The organism is Bacillus infantis, assembly GCF_050107595.1.
Taxonomy (GTDB): domain Bacteria; phylum Bacillota; class Bacilli; order Bacillales; family Cytobacillaceae; genus Bacillus_AB; species Bacillus_AB infantis_C.
Genome location: NZ_JBNILH010000001.1, coordinates 326,503 through 340,499, shown reverse-complemented (window position 1 = coordinate 340,499; position 13,997 = coordinate 326,503). Strand labels below are relative to the sequence as shown.

The window sequence follows — 13,997 nt, the reverse complement described above, 5'->3', positions numbered from 1 at the left end:
TTTTTTCAAAGGCTTAGCCTCAGTAATTCATTAACGTAAGGATATCATATCCGTCAAGCTTGCTCCGGCCGTCAAGGTAGGTTAATTCAATCAGGAAAGCAATCCCCGCGACAACCCCGCCAAGCTCTTCGACAAGCTTGATTGTTGCGTCAATAGTGCCTCCCGTTGCCAGCAGGTCATCTGTGATCAGAACGCGCTGCCCAGGCTTGATGGCATCTTTATGGATGGTCAGTACATCTTTTCCATATTCAAGGCCATAGTTTACCTTTACCGTCTCGCGCGGAAGCTTCCCTTCTTTTCTGACAGGCGCAAAGCCTACACCAAGAGAATATGCAACAGGGCAGCCGATGATAAAGCCGCGTGCTTCCGGCCCGACTACAAGGTCAATTTGCTTTTCTTTCGCATATTCAACGATCTGGTCAGTCGCATATTTATAAGCATCGCCATTATCCATAAGCGTTGTGATATCTTTGAATCTAATCCCGGGCTTCGGCCAGTCTTCCACTATTGTTATATATTGTTTCAAATCCATTCTTCCATTGCCTCCTCAGTATGAACCGCCCCTTGAAGGACTGTATCGAACCAGTTTTTCAGCTCCTGGTATGAAGAATACAGCAAATCGTTTTCAAGGGTGTATTGTGCATGCTTCCTTTGATATGTCGGGGATTCTGTCAGGTCCCGCTTGTTTGCCTCTTTATTAAGGGCCAAGAGCCCATTTTCCATTTTAGCAAAGTCCAGCTCAAAAAACACCTTTGACATAAAATCAATCGTTTCTCTGCTCCAGCCTTTATGCTTGGCCAGCTGGTCCCCGAATTTTCTTATGTCGAATTGGCCTCTTTTGGCCAGGAATGAATAAAACCATTTAAAATGGTCCCTGTTTGGGAGCGTGCTGAAATACTCGCTTTCTTCCTTATAGAAGTGGGCATAGATCCTGGCAGGGGCTTTGCCCTGAAGCAGCTTTTCCAGCATCTGTTTCGAAGGAGGCAGATCTACAAGGACTATATGCTCTTCTTCAATAGCCAGAGCTTCCGCTTCCGTTTCGGAGCTTATGAAGAAAGTTGAGTCTTCCGGCAATGGAGAAATCTTTTCCCGGCTTTGGCCGTCAAAGCAAATCCACTTCGTCCGGCTTTCAGGAAGGAGTTCCTTCAGCTGATCAAATCTCTTGATCCCTCTCATGTCAAAAAGCTGCCATTCATCGACAGATAAATCGTGCAGGAAAATTTGCGGTTTTCTTATATTATTCCATTCATTTATAGATAATTCACCAATTACGGATATCCGGGAATCTGCCGCGATATGATGGAACAGCTCCCCAAGGCCGAAGCCGATTCCGTCCAATGCGGACGAACCTTCACCAAGTGCCATTTTAAGATGATTCTGGCCGGAGCCTATCTTTTTCATGCTGGCAATCGGAGCATCCTTGATCAGGACGCGTGGTTTAGGATTGTCCATTCCAAAGGGGGAGAGAAGCTGCATTTGTTCAATCGCAGACAGGCTGACATCTTCAAGGCATACCTCGGCGTCGAGACTTGCGACCGGTATGAAATCCTCGGCGCTGAGCTGCTCATTAGCGAGGCTGTTGAGCCTTTCCCGCAGTTCTTCCACGTCGCCGAGCCCAAGCGTCATCCCCGCAGCCATCGGATGGCCACCAAAATGGGGCAGAATGTCTCTGCAGGCTGACAGATTTTTATACAAATCAAACCCCGCTATGCTTCTGGCAGATCCTTTTGCCGTACCCTTTTCCTTATCAAAGCTGAGGACGATGGCCGGCCTGTAGAATTTATCGACAAGCCTTGACGCTACAATGCCAATCACCCCGGCATTCCAGCCTTCCTTCCCAATAACGAGGACAGCATTTTCCCCAGCAGGGTATTTTTCCTCTACTTCTTTGATTGCCTCTTCGGCAATCTGGCTGACAATTGACTGCCTCTCTTTGTTCATGCTGTCAATTTCTTCAGCGATCATAGCGGCTTCTTCCCGGTCTTCTGTCAGCAGCAGCTGAACGGCCGGATCTGCGCTGTCCAGCCGGCCGGCCGCATTCAGCCTTGGAGCCAGCATGAATCCGATCGTTTCCTCATCCACTGCAGCCTGCTCCACATTGGCCAGCTTGAATAGTGAGAGCAGGCCTGCCCTTTTAGTTACCTTCAGCTTCTTGATCCCTCTCTGGACAAGGAGCCTGTTCTCTCCTTTCAGAGATACCAGGTCGGCCACGGTTCCTATAGCGGCAATTTCCAGGAGCTCCTCGGGAAGATTTCCCAATAGGGCGTGAGCTAGCTTAAAGGCCACTCCCACTCCGGCAAGCTCGCGGAAAGGATAAAGGCTTCCCTCTAGCTTTGGATGGATGATAGCCAGGGCCTCCGGGAGAAGCGGACCGGGTTCATGGTGATCCGTAATGATCAGGTCCATGCCCAGCTCTTTGGCAATTGACGCCTCATGGACTGCCGATATGCCGGTATCCACCGTAATGAGCAGCTTTATGCCAATTTCAGCCGCATGCCTGAATGCTGCTTCATTCGGGCCGTATCCCTCCGTAAACCGGTTAGGTATGTAGAAATCTACATTCGCACCAAGGCTGCGGAGCGTTATCATCATAACAGAGGTGCTTGTGACACCATCTGCATCATAATCCCCATATATTAAAATCGGTTCATTTTCGTTTATCGCTTTATTAATTCGTGAGACTGCGGCATCCATCCCGGCCAGTAGGAAAGGATCGTGGAACTCCCCATTCTTTCCATACAGGAAACCCTGTGCCGATTCAGGAGTATCGAGACCCCGATTCACTAATAATGATGCCACAATTGGACTGATTTTCAATTCGCTGATCAGTGTGTCAGCTTTATCTTTATCCGATTGACGAACAATCCATCTTGTTTTTGACTTTAACATACGTTCACCCCTCAGCTTTTCTATTATACAAGAGGGAGTACCGGGATTCAATGAATTCCTGGGGTGTACAATCAGCAGAAAATAAAGGAAGCAGCGAGGCTGCTTCCTTCTAATGAATATCCCTTTTTAAATAATCTTCGTCACTGTCTGCTGCAGATTCGGCGCTTTCCTTATCAGCGCCAGCTTTAAGAGCGGCGTTCTCTTTTTCAAGGGACCTGACCTTCCGCTGAAGGGCAAATACCCTGAATACACCGACAAGCCCGACGATAAGGCCGCCCATCAGCACTGAACCAAGGATGACCAGAATAAGCGGCCATTCACTTTCTCCAAAAACATAGTTGACTGTAACAGGATCCACATTAATAACAGCAAATACCGCGACAATAAGTGCAAATAGAATTCCGAATATCAATGCCCACTGAACTTTCACTCCACATCTCTCCCATCTTTATTCTGGATTGCCGGGATTGTAAGGGTTGATATGCACAAAGACATTATGCACATTTTTCTCTTGCATCAGCTTCTCTTTTACTTCCTTTCCTACCCGGTGCCCCTCCTCGACTGTCATATGGGGATCTACTGCAATCTTCAGGTCTATGATGACATAATGGCCATGCTCCCTTGCATGAAGCTGGTTGATCTCTTTCACTGCCGGAACAGACAAAACTGCTTTGCGCAGCCCTTCCGTGTCCTCATCATGAAGCACATGGTCCAAAGTATTGTGAATCGATTCTTTGCCGAGTGACCATGCCATTTTTATGACAAGCAGCGAGACCAGCAGCCCTGCAACAGGATCTCCGTATTCCAGCCATCCGATCCCGGCTTTCCCCCCAATGACAGCGGCCCCGATTCCCGCCAGGGCGGCAATGGAGGAATAAACATCAGAACGATGCTCATATGCATTGATGATTAATGCATCGCTATTAAGCTTTCTTCCCAATTTATACTTATATCGAAACATTGCCTCTTTCACAACAATGGAAATTAGGACAGCGGCGATAGCAATAGCCTTGGGCGGCTCAATTGGATGGAAAAAAGCCTCAAAGGAGGATTTGCCGATTTCAAACCCCACAAGCATCAGCAGGACGGCAACGATGATGGCTGCAATCGATTCAGCCTTTCCATGTCCATAAGGATGGTCTTCATCAGGCGGCTGCTTGGCAGCCCTGAGCCCTATATAAACGGCAAATGACCCCGCAATGTCTGAAGCAGAGTGGACCGCATCCGCGATAAGTGCACGGCTGTTGGCATAAACCCCTACTGCATACTTGAGGATTGCCAGAACAATATTTCCCACAATCCCGATCATGGCCGCAAATTCTGCCTGTTTAAAACGATCTTTGTTAGTATCCAAATCTCAACTTCCTTCCCCGCAGTTTAATACTTATAGTGTATCCGAAAATCAGCAATCAAAAAGCACTTAAGGATTAAAACAGAAAAAACACAGGAAAGGTTTTCCTGTGTTTTTCTTCAGCAGATCAGACCTGCGGCTCGTCTGATGCTTTGCGTTTTACTTTTTCTGTTTTGATGACGCCTTTTTTCTTCAGCTCTTTATTTTTCCATACCAGCCACAGCTGGGAGGCAATGAAGAGCGAGGAATAGGTTCCGGCCACAAGGCCGACAAGCAATGCGAATGAGAAGCTGCGGATCGACTCACTGCCGAAGATCAGCAGGCCTATAACGGCAATGACGACCGTTATTACAGTGCTGACAGAACGTCCGAGCGTCTGCCTCAAGCTCTTGTTGACAACCTCTGCAATATCATCGAAGGTTTTGAGCCTTTTCTTTTTGTGCATATTTTCCCTGATACGGTCAAACGTAACGATCGTATCATTGATTGAATAACCGACAATTGTGAGTACCGCTGCAATGAAGGTGATATCCACCTCAAAGCGGATGATACTGAACAGGGCGATGATGAAGAATGCATCATGCAGCAGAGCAATGACGGCTGCTAGCGCCATGTATATTTCAAATCTGATCGTCACATAAATGATGATGCCGACAGCGGCAATCAGCAGAGCTTTGAAAGCATTCTTCGCCAGCTCTTTTCCGACTGTAGGAGATACTGTGCTGACATTAGGCTCTCCGCCGTATACATCTGTAAAATGGGATTTCAGCTCAGCGATCTTATCTTTGCCAAGGGGATCTTTGAATCGGGCTACCCCAATCTCCCCATCGTCTCCTGAAATAATGACATCATCGGTTTTAAGATCGACTTTGCTGAGCTCATCCTGAATTTCACTTTTTGTCAAAGTCTGTTCAGCCTGGATTTCAACCCTTGTACCCGCTACGAAATCAATGCCGAGATTCAGCTTGAAAACAGATAGGGCAATGATGCCGGCAACAGCCATTGCAATAGAGAAGATGAAAAACTTCCTGCGGTGACCGACAAAGTCAAACCGGTCATATTTGGTAGGCAGGTCAAGCGTATCATAGTTTTCAGCAATATCTTTGATTTCGCTTTTCTTGACCCCAAACCAGGCAGGCTTTTTCGTGAAAATCCTGCTGTTTACCCATAATCCAAGCAGCAAACGTGAACCGTAGACAGCCGTAATGAAGCTTGCCAGGATGCTGAGGATAAGCATTGTGGCAAATCCTTTGACTGAGCTTGTCCCGTACAGGAATAGAACGATCGCCGCAAGAATGGTAGTGATGTTGGCATCAAGGATCGTAGACAATGAATTTTTATTTCCTGCCTGGAAGGCCGATTTGATTGACTTTCCGACCTTCAGCTCTTCCTTGATCCTCTCATAGGTAATAATGTTGGCATCGACTGCCATGCCGACCCCAAGGATCAATGCGGCAATGCCCGGGAGTGTCAATACACCATTCATCCAGTCGAAGACAAGCAGTACCAGATAAATGTAAATAGACAATGTTATGGTTGCAATAAAACCCGGGAATCGGTAAAACGCAATCATGAACAGGAAGATGACCAAAATGCCGATGATACCGCCAGTAATGGTCTTCTGCATGGCATCTTCACCGAACTTGGCACCGACACTGGTGGAATATTCCTCCGTGAGCTCAACTGGAAGCGCGCCCGCCTTCAGCAGGGAAGCAAGTGTTTTTGCTTCTTCAAGAGAAAAATTACCGACGATCGAAACTGTATCCTGATTGAATACCTGGCTGACCTGAGGTGCAGAAAGGTATTTTGGATCTTCTTTTTGTGATTCTTCTTTGAAAGAATCGCCTTCTTCATAGTCGAGCCAGATAACCAGCAGGTTATTCGGCGCTCCCATGTTGACAATTTCCTGTGTGACTTCCTTGAACTTCTCGGCACTCTTTAGCGTCAAGGAAACGCTTGGCTTGCCGTTTTCATCGAAAGTCTGTTTTGCTCCGCCTTCTACAAGGTCAGACCCATTCATCATTTCACGGTCATTGACATCTCTGAAGGAAAGATTGGCTTCAGTGGAAAGCAACTCACGGGCTTTATTCTGATCATCGACACCTGCCAGCTGGACGCGGATCCGATTATCGCCCTCGATTTGGATGCTTGGCTCACTGACGCCCAGGACGTTGATACGTCTGTCCAGCGCTTCTGCGGTGCTGTTGAGCACTTCTTTCGTCGCTTTCTTCCCATCCTTGGTCTTTACATCATAAAGTACCTCGAAACCGCCCTGAAGATCCAGGCCGAGCTTGATATTATTCAGTATGTTTTTCGTTGTGCCCCCCATCAGACTGCCGATCAGAATGACAATCAGGAAGAAGGCAACAATCCTGCTGCGCTTTACCATTGTGCTGTTATATCCCCCTTAAACTTCCGGCCCCTGCAGAAAGCCCCTGTACAGAGCCTGCTGCAGCGCCGGGTGCTGCTTGCAATCTTTAAGCCTGCTCCGCTTTCCCGCGGGCAGTTTTTTTCTATAAATAGACCGGAAAAACCAACATATCCATTATGAAATAGAATGGAATGGCTGTCAATTTGTCCCTTCATAATAAAATGGTTCTTAATAAAAAAAAAGAATTGTATATACAGTAAGCGCTGCTTACAGCTTGTCCCTATTCAAGCAGCTTCCTTCTGTCTTCCTCGCTCAACTCACCAAGGCCTTTTCCTTTAAACGCCTCGACCGTTGCATAGCTGAAATAATCAGCCGCTTTGACTTCCAGGATGCCGCTGACTATTTCAAATAGTCTGGCATCTTCGTCCGGTTTCCGCCATTTTTTTTCAGTCAGATACCTCCAAAGCTCTTCTTCTGCAACATCTCCATAATTCAGCAGCCTGAATTCCTCCAGCTTGCTTTGCAGTGCAGGCTGCACCTGCCGGCGAAACTTTTCATATACATGGCCTTTCATCACTAAGGCTCCTCCCCCGCTATTCTATTCGAAATAGAAAAATCAAGATAACTTGTCATGCTTTGTCCTAATCGCGGCATATAGTTAATTGTATATGATTATACCTATTTTGAGAAGGCAGGGAACAGGATGTCTAAGTTTTTAAAAGGAACGATTATTTTACTGGCTGCCGGCCTGGTGACAAGGGTTCTCGGATTCATAAACCGTATTGTGATTGCCCGCTTCATCGGTGAAGAGGGTGTCGGCTTATATATGATGGCATTTCCCACTCTGATCCTTGTCATTACAATTACACAGCTTGGCCTGCCCGTTGCCATCTCCAAAAATGTAGCGGAGGCAGAAGCCAGGGGAGATACGGCAAAAATCAAAAAGATTCTGGCTGTATCTCTTGCTGTAACCATTTCTCTTTCTGCCATTTTCACGCCGGCCTTGTTTTTGCTCGCTCCCATACTGTCTGAAACTCTTTTCACTGATCCAAGGACACATTTGCCCTTGCTTGCGATTGCCCCCATTGTGCCGATTGTAGCTGTTTCATCAGTCATAAGGGGATATTTCCAGGGAAGGCAGCAAATGAAGCCCGCAGCATATTCACAGGTACTTGAGCAGATTGTGCGGATCGGGCTCATCGCCTTGCTGACGAAGGCTTTCCTGCCGTATGGGATCGAGTATGCCGCCGCAGCTGCAATGTTTGCTTCTGTGATCGGGGAACTGGTTTCACTGGTTTATCTTGTGGCAGCCTTTAAACTGAAGAAAAGGTTCAGGCTTAGAAAAAATTTCTTCGGCTATGTCCAGTCCGGGAAAAGCACCTTCAGCGATTTAATGAAGATTGCACTGCCGACAACCGGCAGCAGGATGATCGGATCGATTGCCTGGTTTTTCGAGCCTATCGTTGTCTCGCACAGCCTTGCCCTGGCCGGGGTGGCTGCCATCGCAGCCACCAAGCAATACGGGGCCCTGACAGGCTTTGCCATGCCGCTGCTGCTGCTGCCGTCTTTTGTCACCCACTCCCTTTCCACCTCTCTGGTGCCGGCAATCAGCGAGGCCAACTCAAGAAAGGATATGAAGCTGATTGAACACAGGCTCCAGCAGGCGCTCCGATTCTCTTTTATTACAGGGGGGATGGCAGTCGTTCTTCTCTATGTCCTTGCCAGCCCTTTGATGGAGGTTATGTATGGAAGTTCGAGCGGAGACCAGTTCATTAAGCTGATGGCTCCTTTCTTTCTGTTTTACTACTACCAGGGGCCGCTTCAAGCCACCTTGCAGGCACTCAACCTTGCGAGGGCCGCGATGATCAACAGCCTGATCGGATCAATTGTAAAAATTGCTGTCATTTTTATCCTTGCCAGCCAGCCGGCATTCGGCATCAACGGGGTGGCTCTCGGCATCCTGGTCGGATTTGTTCTAGTTACTCTGCTCCATTTTGCAACCGTGCTTAAAACAATATCATTCACTTTTTATATTATGGATTATGTTAAAACCTTTGCTGTCATGGGCCTGGCCGGCTGGGGGGGCCATGTCTCATTCAGCCTGATGCCTGAGGGGATGCTTCTGGCTTTTAAGGTTGTGATATCCACGATGATCATGGGAATGCTGTATCTGATTTTCCTGCTCCTCTTCAGGCTGATTACAAAAGAAGATGTACTGCGGATCCCGGTGATCGGTCCGCCACTTTCAAAGTTTGCCTTCAAATGATGAAAAATAAAAATGGCGTCCTGAACGCCATTTTTTGTCCATCTATTTTTCATCGATGGGATCAATATAAAGGTTTCCATTGGAATAGCTGCAGAAGGAAATCTGCCTGATCTCATCATAACCTTTTTTCTTCAGCTGCTCTGTCAGCCACTGGCGCGATTTATGGAGCGAGGCGAGATTTGCTTCCTGTAAGTTTCCGTCTATGATAAGAGGATGATCAATGTCGCTGCCTTTCCTATTATCTTTTTCAAACACAGACAGCTTGCCTGAAGGTTCCAGGATTGCAAATTCGACGTCCGCAATATTTTTGATATCTTTATCCCTCAGCTGAGTGAGGAGATCATCGAAATTATAGCGCTGCTTCCTCATCGTATTTTCATCGATTTTCCCCTGATTGATGATAATGGAAGGCTTTCCGTCCACAATGTCCCTGAATTTTTTGCTTTTGAGAGAAAGGATGGCCAGAACGATTTGTATAACCATCAGGAGCATCATTGGAAGTATATTTTTCACAAGGCTGCTGTCAGGATTTTCAATCGCAACCACTGCCATTTCGGCAATCATGATATATACCACTAAATCCAGCACGCTCAGTTCGCCAATTTCCCTTTTGCCCATCAGCCGAAAAATCAGGAGGATGACCCCATACAATAAAAGTGTCCTCGCAATGATTATTATATATTCTGCCAAAACTGCCTCCTCCTCTTCATTACATTCCAACATTAGTATGCTTCACGTCCAGGACTGTCATTAAGAAAGCTTTTTCCATATGGCTCTGATGCTTACCACACACTTCATCCTGGAGGAAAAAGCCCGCCCTCATGCTAAAAATTTTTATTCTAAAAGGATACGGCTGCGAATATGCTTGTACTAGGATTTATCGTTTGAAGGGAGAGGAAATGAATGGAAGAATCCAAACATATGGGGAGTGCGGTGCTATACGGGATAGGGAGCATCTTTATCATTGCGATTGCCAGCAGCCTGGTGTTCTCGCTGCTCTTGAAATTCACTTCAATGGACGAGTCATCCATAAAGCTTCCCGCAGAAATCCTGGCTTTCATTTCACTGTTTGCCGGCGGCTTCATCTCCGGGGGAAAAGGAAAGCAGAAAGGATGGCTGCTCGGGGGACTGACTGGCGCCATCTTTACACTGATCATTTTCCTGTTCCAATATCTCGGGCATGACAGCCTGTTTTCCGCTGAACAGACGATTTATCATACGTGTTTCCTGCTGGTCTGTATGATGGGCGGGATCCTGGGGGTTAACATGTCATCAAAATCAAGGGCAGCATAGAAGCCCAAACCAAAACGCTATAGTTTTACAAAGGCAATAAAAAAGAAGCAGCACGATGTGTCTGCTTCTTTTCTTAAAAGAAAATATTTATTTTCTCTAACTTAATCACTGTCTAGCTCCAGCGCCTACCCCCTCGAGGTCACAAGCCAATTCTCCCAAAAAGGCAAAGAACGCCTTTCCGGGAGGATTGGCTTGTGCTTGTCGGGGGTGAGCAAGGCGCTTGCGCTTTTCTTATTATGATTTCGCCAATGTTGTTTCGGCTGCTGCCCGTACTTCCCTGATCGCTGCACGATCATATGTAAGTCTGCTGCCGTCACCGCATTTGATGACGATCTTATCTTCATCGATAGCATCGACAATGCCATGGAGGCCGCCGATCGTTACAATCTTATCTCCCTTTTTCAGATCCGACTGCATCTGCTGCACAGATTTCTGGCGCTTTTGCTGCGGACGGATAAGCAGGAAATAAAATAAGATGAACATCAGTAATAATGGTCCTAATGTACCTAAAATATCCATTCCTTTTTTTCACCCCTTTCATGTATCAGAAATTTTTCGCATCCGGTTTATTGAAACCGTAACGTTCGAAAAATTCTTCTCTAAAATCACCCAGGCGATCTTCGCGGATTGCTTGTCTAACCTGTTCCATTAAGTTTACCAGAAAATAAAGGTTATGGTAAGTTGTAAGTCGTATGCCGAATGTTTCGTCAGATTTAATCAGGTGGCGGATATAGGCCCTGCTGTAATTACGGCAAGTATAGCAGTCGCAATTTTCATCAATCGGTCCAAAATCGCGGGCAAATTTGGCATTTTTAACGACAAGGCGCCCATTGCTGGTCATCAGTGTCCCATTGCGGGCAATCCGCGTCGGCAGGACGCAGTCGAACATGTCGATGCCCCTGATGCTGCCATCAATCAAAGAATCCGGAGATCCGACCCCCATCAGATAGCGCGGCTTATCCGCAGGAAGAAGCGGCGTCGTAAATTCCAGCGCCCTGTTCATGACGTCCTTTGGCTCGCCGACAGAGAGGCCGCCGACTGCGTAACCCGGGAAGTCAAGCGATACAAGGTCACGGGCGCTCTGCTTCCTCAATTCTTCGTATTCTCCGCCCTGGACGATCCCAAAGAGGCCCTGGTCATCCGGGCGTTCATGGGCATTCAGGCAGCGCTCTGCCCAGCGTGATGTCCGCTCAACTGATTTCTTCATATATTCGTATGTAGCCGGATAAGGAGGGCATTCATCAAAAGCCATCATGATGTCAGAGCCGAGTGCGTTCTGGATTTCCATCGCTTTTTCCGGCGAAAGGAACAGTTTGTCTCCATTCAGATGGTTCCGGAAGTGGACTCCTTCTTCTTCAATCTTTCTGAATTGGCTGAGGCTGAATACCTGGAAGCCCCCGCTGTCTGTCAGGATGCTGCCATCCCAATTCATGAATTTATGGAGGCCGCCTGCTTCCTTGATGATATCGTGCCCCGGGCGAAGCCAAAGGTGATAGGTGTTGCTGAGGATGATCCCGGCACCCATGCCTGCCACTTCCTCCGGCGACATTGTCTTAACTGTGGCCAGTGTTCCTACTGGCATAAAGACAGGCGTTTCAAATGATCCGTGCGGGGTGTGCACCCGGCCCAGCCGCGCCCCTGTCTGTTTGCATGTTTTTATCAATTCATACCGTATTGCTGTCAAGTTATTCGTTCTCCTTCCGTTTCCATGCTAGATGATCAGCATGGCGTCTCCAAAGCTGAAAAAGCGGTAGCGCTCCTTCACAGCTTCATTATAGGCGTTCAGCACATTTTCCCGGCCTGCCAGTGCACTGATCAGCATGATCAGCGTCGATTTGGGCAGATGGAAATTGGTGACCATCCCGTCAATCGCCTTGAACTCATAGCCAGGGTAGATGAAAATGCTTGTCCATCCGCTTCCAGGCTCGAACCTGCCTTCATTGGCGTCTGCAATCGTCTCAAGTGTGCGTGTTGAGGTGGTGCCGACAGTGATGATCCTGCCTCCGTTTTCCCTGACCTCATTCAACAGCCTTGCGGTTCCTTCAGTGACCTGATAGTACTCGGCATGCATACTGTGCTCCTGAATATCCTCGACACTGACTGGCCTGAAGGTCCCAAGCCCTACATGCAGGGTAATAAAAGCGATATGCACACCCTTTTCCCTGATTTCATCCAGCAGTTCTTCGGTAAAATGAAGTCCGGCGGTCGGTGCGGCAGCTGATCCCCTTTCTTTTGCGTAGACAGTCTGGTACCGTTCACGGTCATCCAGCTGCTCTTTGATATAAGGCGGAAGGGGCATCTCTCCAAGCTGTTCCAGCACTTCATAAAAAATGCCCTCATAATCGAATTTCAGCAGCCTTCCCCCCTGGTCTTCCGTACCAGTGCAGACAGCTGACAGAAGGCCGCCCCCGAACTCGATCCTTGTTCCTTCCTTAACCCTTTTTGCCGGTTTAATGAGCGTTTCCCATACATCGCCTTCCTGCTGTTTCAGCAGCAGGACTTCAATTTTCGCGCCGGTTCCTTCCTTGGCGCCAAACAGCCTTGCAGGCAGCACTCTTGTATCATTGAGCACAAGGCAGTCACCCGGATTCAAATATTCGGGCAGGTTTTTAAATGTTTCATGCTGCAGTGCTCCGTTTTCCTTGTTGAGCATCATCAGCCGGCTGCTTGTTCTATCTTCTAAAGGAGTCTGGGCAATCAGCTCCTCAGGCAAATGAAAATCAAACATTTCTACTTTCATGGTGTTTCACCCTATCTGTTTTATTACTCAATTTTATTATTTCAATAACAGCTTCAAGCCTCTGGCAGCTCAAGGTTAAGGTGATGGTAGACAAGCTGCGTCACAATCCTCCCCCTTGGGGTCCTTTGCAAAAAGCCGATCTGAAGCAGGTACGGTTCATAGACATCTTCAATTGTATGAGACTCTTCCCCGATTGTAGCGGCTATCGTCTCCAGCCCGACAGGTCCGCCGCGGAATTTCTCTATGATTCCTCTTAATAATTTATGGTCAATATGATCAAGGCCTAAACGGTCGACCTGCAAAAGTTCGAGAGAATCATGGGCAAGAACTGCATCGATGCTGCCGTCGCCTTTGACCTGGGCAAAGTCTCTTACCCGCCTCAGAAGGCGGTTGGCGATCCGCGGCGTCCCCCGGGATCTCCTGGCTATTTCAGAAGCCGCCAGATCGTCTATGCCCGTTTCAAGGACATCGGCCGTCCTTGAAACAATATCTTTGAGCTGACTCTCATTATAATACTCAAGGCGGCAGAGGACACCAAATCTGTCTCTGAGCGGCGCTGATACTGAACCCGCTCTTGTCGTTGCCCCCACCAGAGTGAATGGGGGAAGGTCGAGCCTCACAGACCGCGCACTCGGGCCTTTGCCGATGACGATATCAAGGCAGAAATCCTCCATCGCCGGGTACAGCACCTCTTCTATCGAACGCGGCAGCCGGTGGATTTCATCGATGAAAAGAACATCACCCGGCTCCAGCGCAGTCAGTATGGCGGCAAGATCCCCCGGCCTTTCAATGGCAGGGCCGGCGGTTGTCCTGAGATTGACCCCCATCTCATTGGCTATGATTGCGGCCAGCGTCGTTTTTCCGAGCCCCGGGGGACCGTAAAGCAGGACATGGTCCAAAGTCTCTCCGCGGATTCGCGCAGCCTGGATGAAGACCTCCAGGTTTTCCTTCACTTTATCCTGCCCGATATATTGCCTCAGCGTCTGCGGCCTCAGGCTCTGTTCAAAGGAGACGTCCTGAAGGTCCGCTTCACCGGAAATAATCCGATCTTCCATAAGCTGTATTCACCCCTTGGCTGCCGAGCCCT

Annotated in this window: 13 protein-coding genes; 2 read left to right on the top strand and 11 right to left on the bottom strand. The window is 48.1% G+C overall.

Going from position 1 to position 13,997, the window contains the following annotated elements; all coding sequences use genetic code 11:
* Nucleotides 1-19: 19 nt before the first annotated feature.
* The 6 genes from ACQCVH_RS01660 to ACQCVH_RS01635 all read right to left on the bottom strand — a co-directional run bounded on the left by ACQCVH_RS01660 (nt 20) and on the right by ACQCVH_RS01635 (nt 7,185).
* Complete coding sequence (locus tag ACQCVH_RS01660; RefSeq protein WP_022544223.1) at nt 20-532, bottom strand: adenine phosphoribosyltransferase; 513 nt, start codon at nt 530-532, stop codon at nt 20-22.
* The gene (recJ, locus tag ACQCVH_RS01655) at nt 523-2,889 is read right to left on the bottom strand and encodes a single-stranded-DNA-specific exonuclease RecJ (RefSeq protein ID WP_426834170.1); all 2,367 of its coding nucleotides are present in this window, start codon (nt 2,887-2,889) and stop codon (nt 523-525) included. Before recJ ends, ACQCVH_RS01660 begins: the two co-directional genes overlap by 10 nt.
* 109 nt (nt 2,890-2,998) lie before the next feature.
* Nucleotides 2,999-3,319, bottom strand: coding sequence for a LapA family protein (locus ACQCVH_RS01650; RefSeq protein WP_426834169.1), 321 nt, complete (start codon nt 3,317-3,319; stop codon nt 2,999-3,001).
* Between the two features lie 18 nt (nt 3,320-3,337).
* Nucleotides 3,338-4,198, bottom strand: a complete 861-nt coding sequence (locus tag ACQCVH_RS01645; protein ID WP_426834433.1) for a cation diffusion facilitator family transporter — start codon at nt 4,196-4,198, stop codon at nt 3,338-3,340.
* 169 nt (nt 4,199-4,367) lie between these two features.
* Nucleotides 4,368-6,629 carry a protein translocase subunit SecDF gene (gene secDF / locus ACQCVH_RS01640; RefSeq protein ID WP_426834168.1) on the bottom strand — a complete coding sequence of 754 codons (2,262 nt, stop codon included), beginning with the start codon at nt 6,627-6,629 and terminating at the stop codon, nt 4,368-4,370.
* Nucleotides 6,630-6,891: 262 nt separating this feature from the next.
* Complete coding sequence (locus ACQCVH_RS01635; RefSeq protein WP_426834167.1) at nt 6,892-7,185, bottom strand: post-transcriptional regulator; 294 nt, start codon at nt 7,183-7,185, stop codon at nt 6,892-6,894.
* A gap of 129 nt (nt 7,186-7,314) precedes the next feature.
* On the opposite strand from ACQCVH_RS01635, the gene spoVB reads away from it, so the two are divergent.
* Entirely contained in the window at nt 7,315-8,877 is a 1,563-nt protein-coding gene (spoVB, locus tag ACQCVH_RS01630) for a stage V sporulation protein B (RefSeq protein WP_426834166.1), read from the top strand.
* Nucleotides 8,878-8,919: 42 nt separating this feature from the next.
* Here spoVB and ACQCVH_RS01625 read toward each other — a convergent pair whose 3' ends face one another.
* Complete coding sequence (locus ACQCVH_RS01625; RefSeq protein ID WP_426834165.1) at nt 8,920-9,567, bottom strand: DUF421 domain-containing protein; 648 nt, start codon at nt 9,565-9,567, stop codon at nt 8,920-8,922.
* Between the two features lie 213 nt (nt 9,568-9,780).
* Between ACQCVH_RS01625 and ACQCVH_RS01620 the strand changes: the two genes are divergently transcribed.
* Nucleotides 9,781-10,170, top strand: coding sequence for a TIGR04086 family membrane protein (locus tag ACQCVH_RS01620; RefSeq protein WP_426834164.1), 390 nt, complete (start codon nt 9,781-9,783; stop codon nt 10,168-10,170).
* 234 nt (nt 10,171-10,404) lie between these two features.
* Here the strand turns inward: ACQCVH_RS01620 and yajC are convergent, their stop codons facing one another.
* The 4 genes from yajC to ruvB are packed head-to-tail and all read right to left on the bottom strand — an operon-like array spanning nt 10,405 to nt 13,965.
* The gene (gene yajC, locus ACQCVH_RS01615; RefSeq protein WP_022544225.1) at nt 10,405-10,689 is read right to left on the bottom strand and encodes a preprotein translocase subunit YajC; all 285 of its coding nucleotides are present in this window, start codon (nt 10,687-10,689) and stop codon (nt 10,405-10,407) included.
* 25 nt (nt 10,690-10,714) lie between these two features.
* A complete protein-coding gene (gene tgt, locus ACQCVH_RS01610; protein WP_426834163.1) occupies nt 10,715-11,854 on the bottom strand; it encodes a tRNA guanosine(34) transglycosylase Tgt in 1,140 nt (379 codons plus the stop codon).
* 27 nt (nt 11,855-11,881) lie between these two features.
* On the bottom strand, nt 11,882-12,910 hold the full coding sequence (queA, locus tag ACQCVH_RS01605) for a tRNA preQ1(34) S-adenosylmethionine ribosyltransferase-isomerase QueA (protein ID WP_426834162.1): 1,029 nt from the start codon (nt 12,908-12,910) through the stop codon (nt 11,882-11,884).
* 53 nt (nt 12,911-12,963) lie between these two features.
* Entirely contained in the window at nt 12,964-13,965 is a 1,002-nt protein-coding gene (gene ruvB, locus ACQCVH_RS01600; protein ID WP_426834161.1) for a Holliday junction branch migration DNA helicase RuvB, read from the bottom strand.
* Nucleotides 13,966-13,997 lie beyond the last annotated feature (32 nt).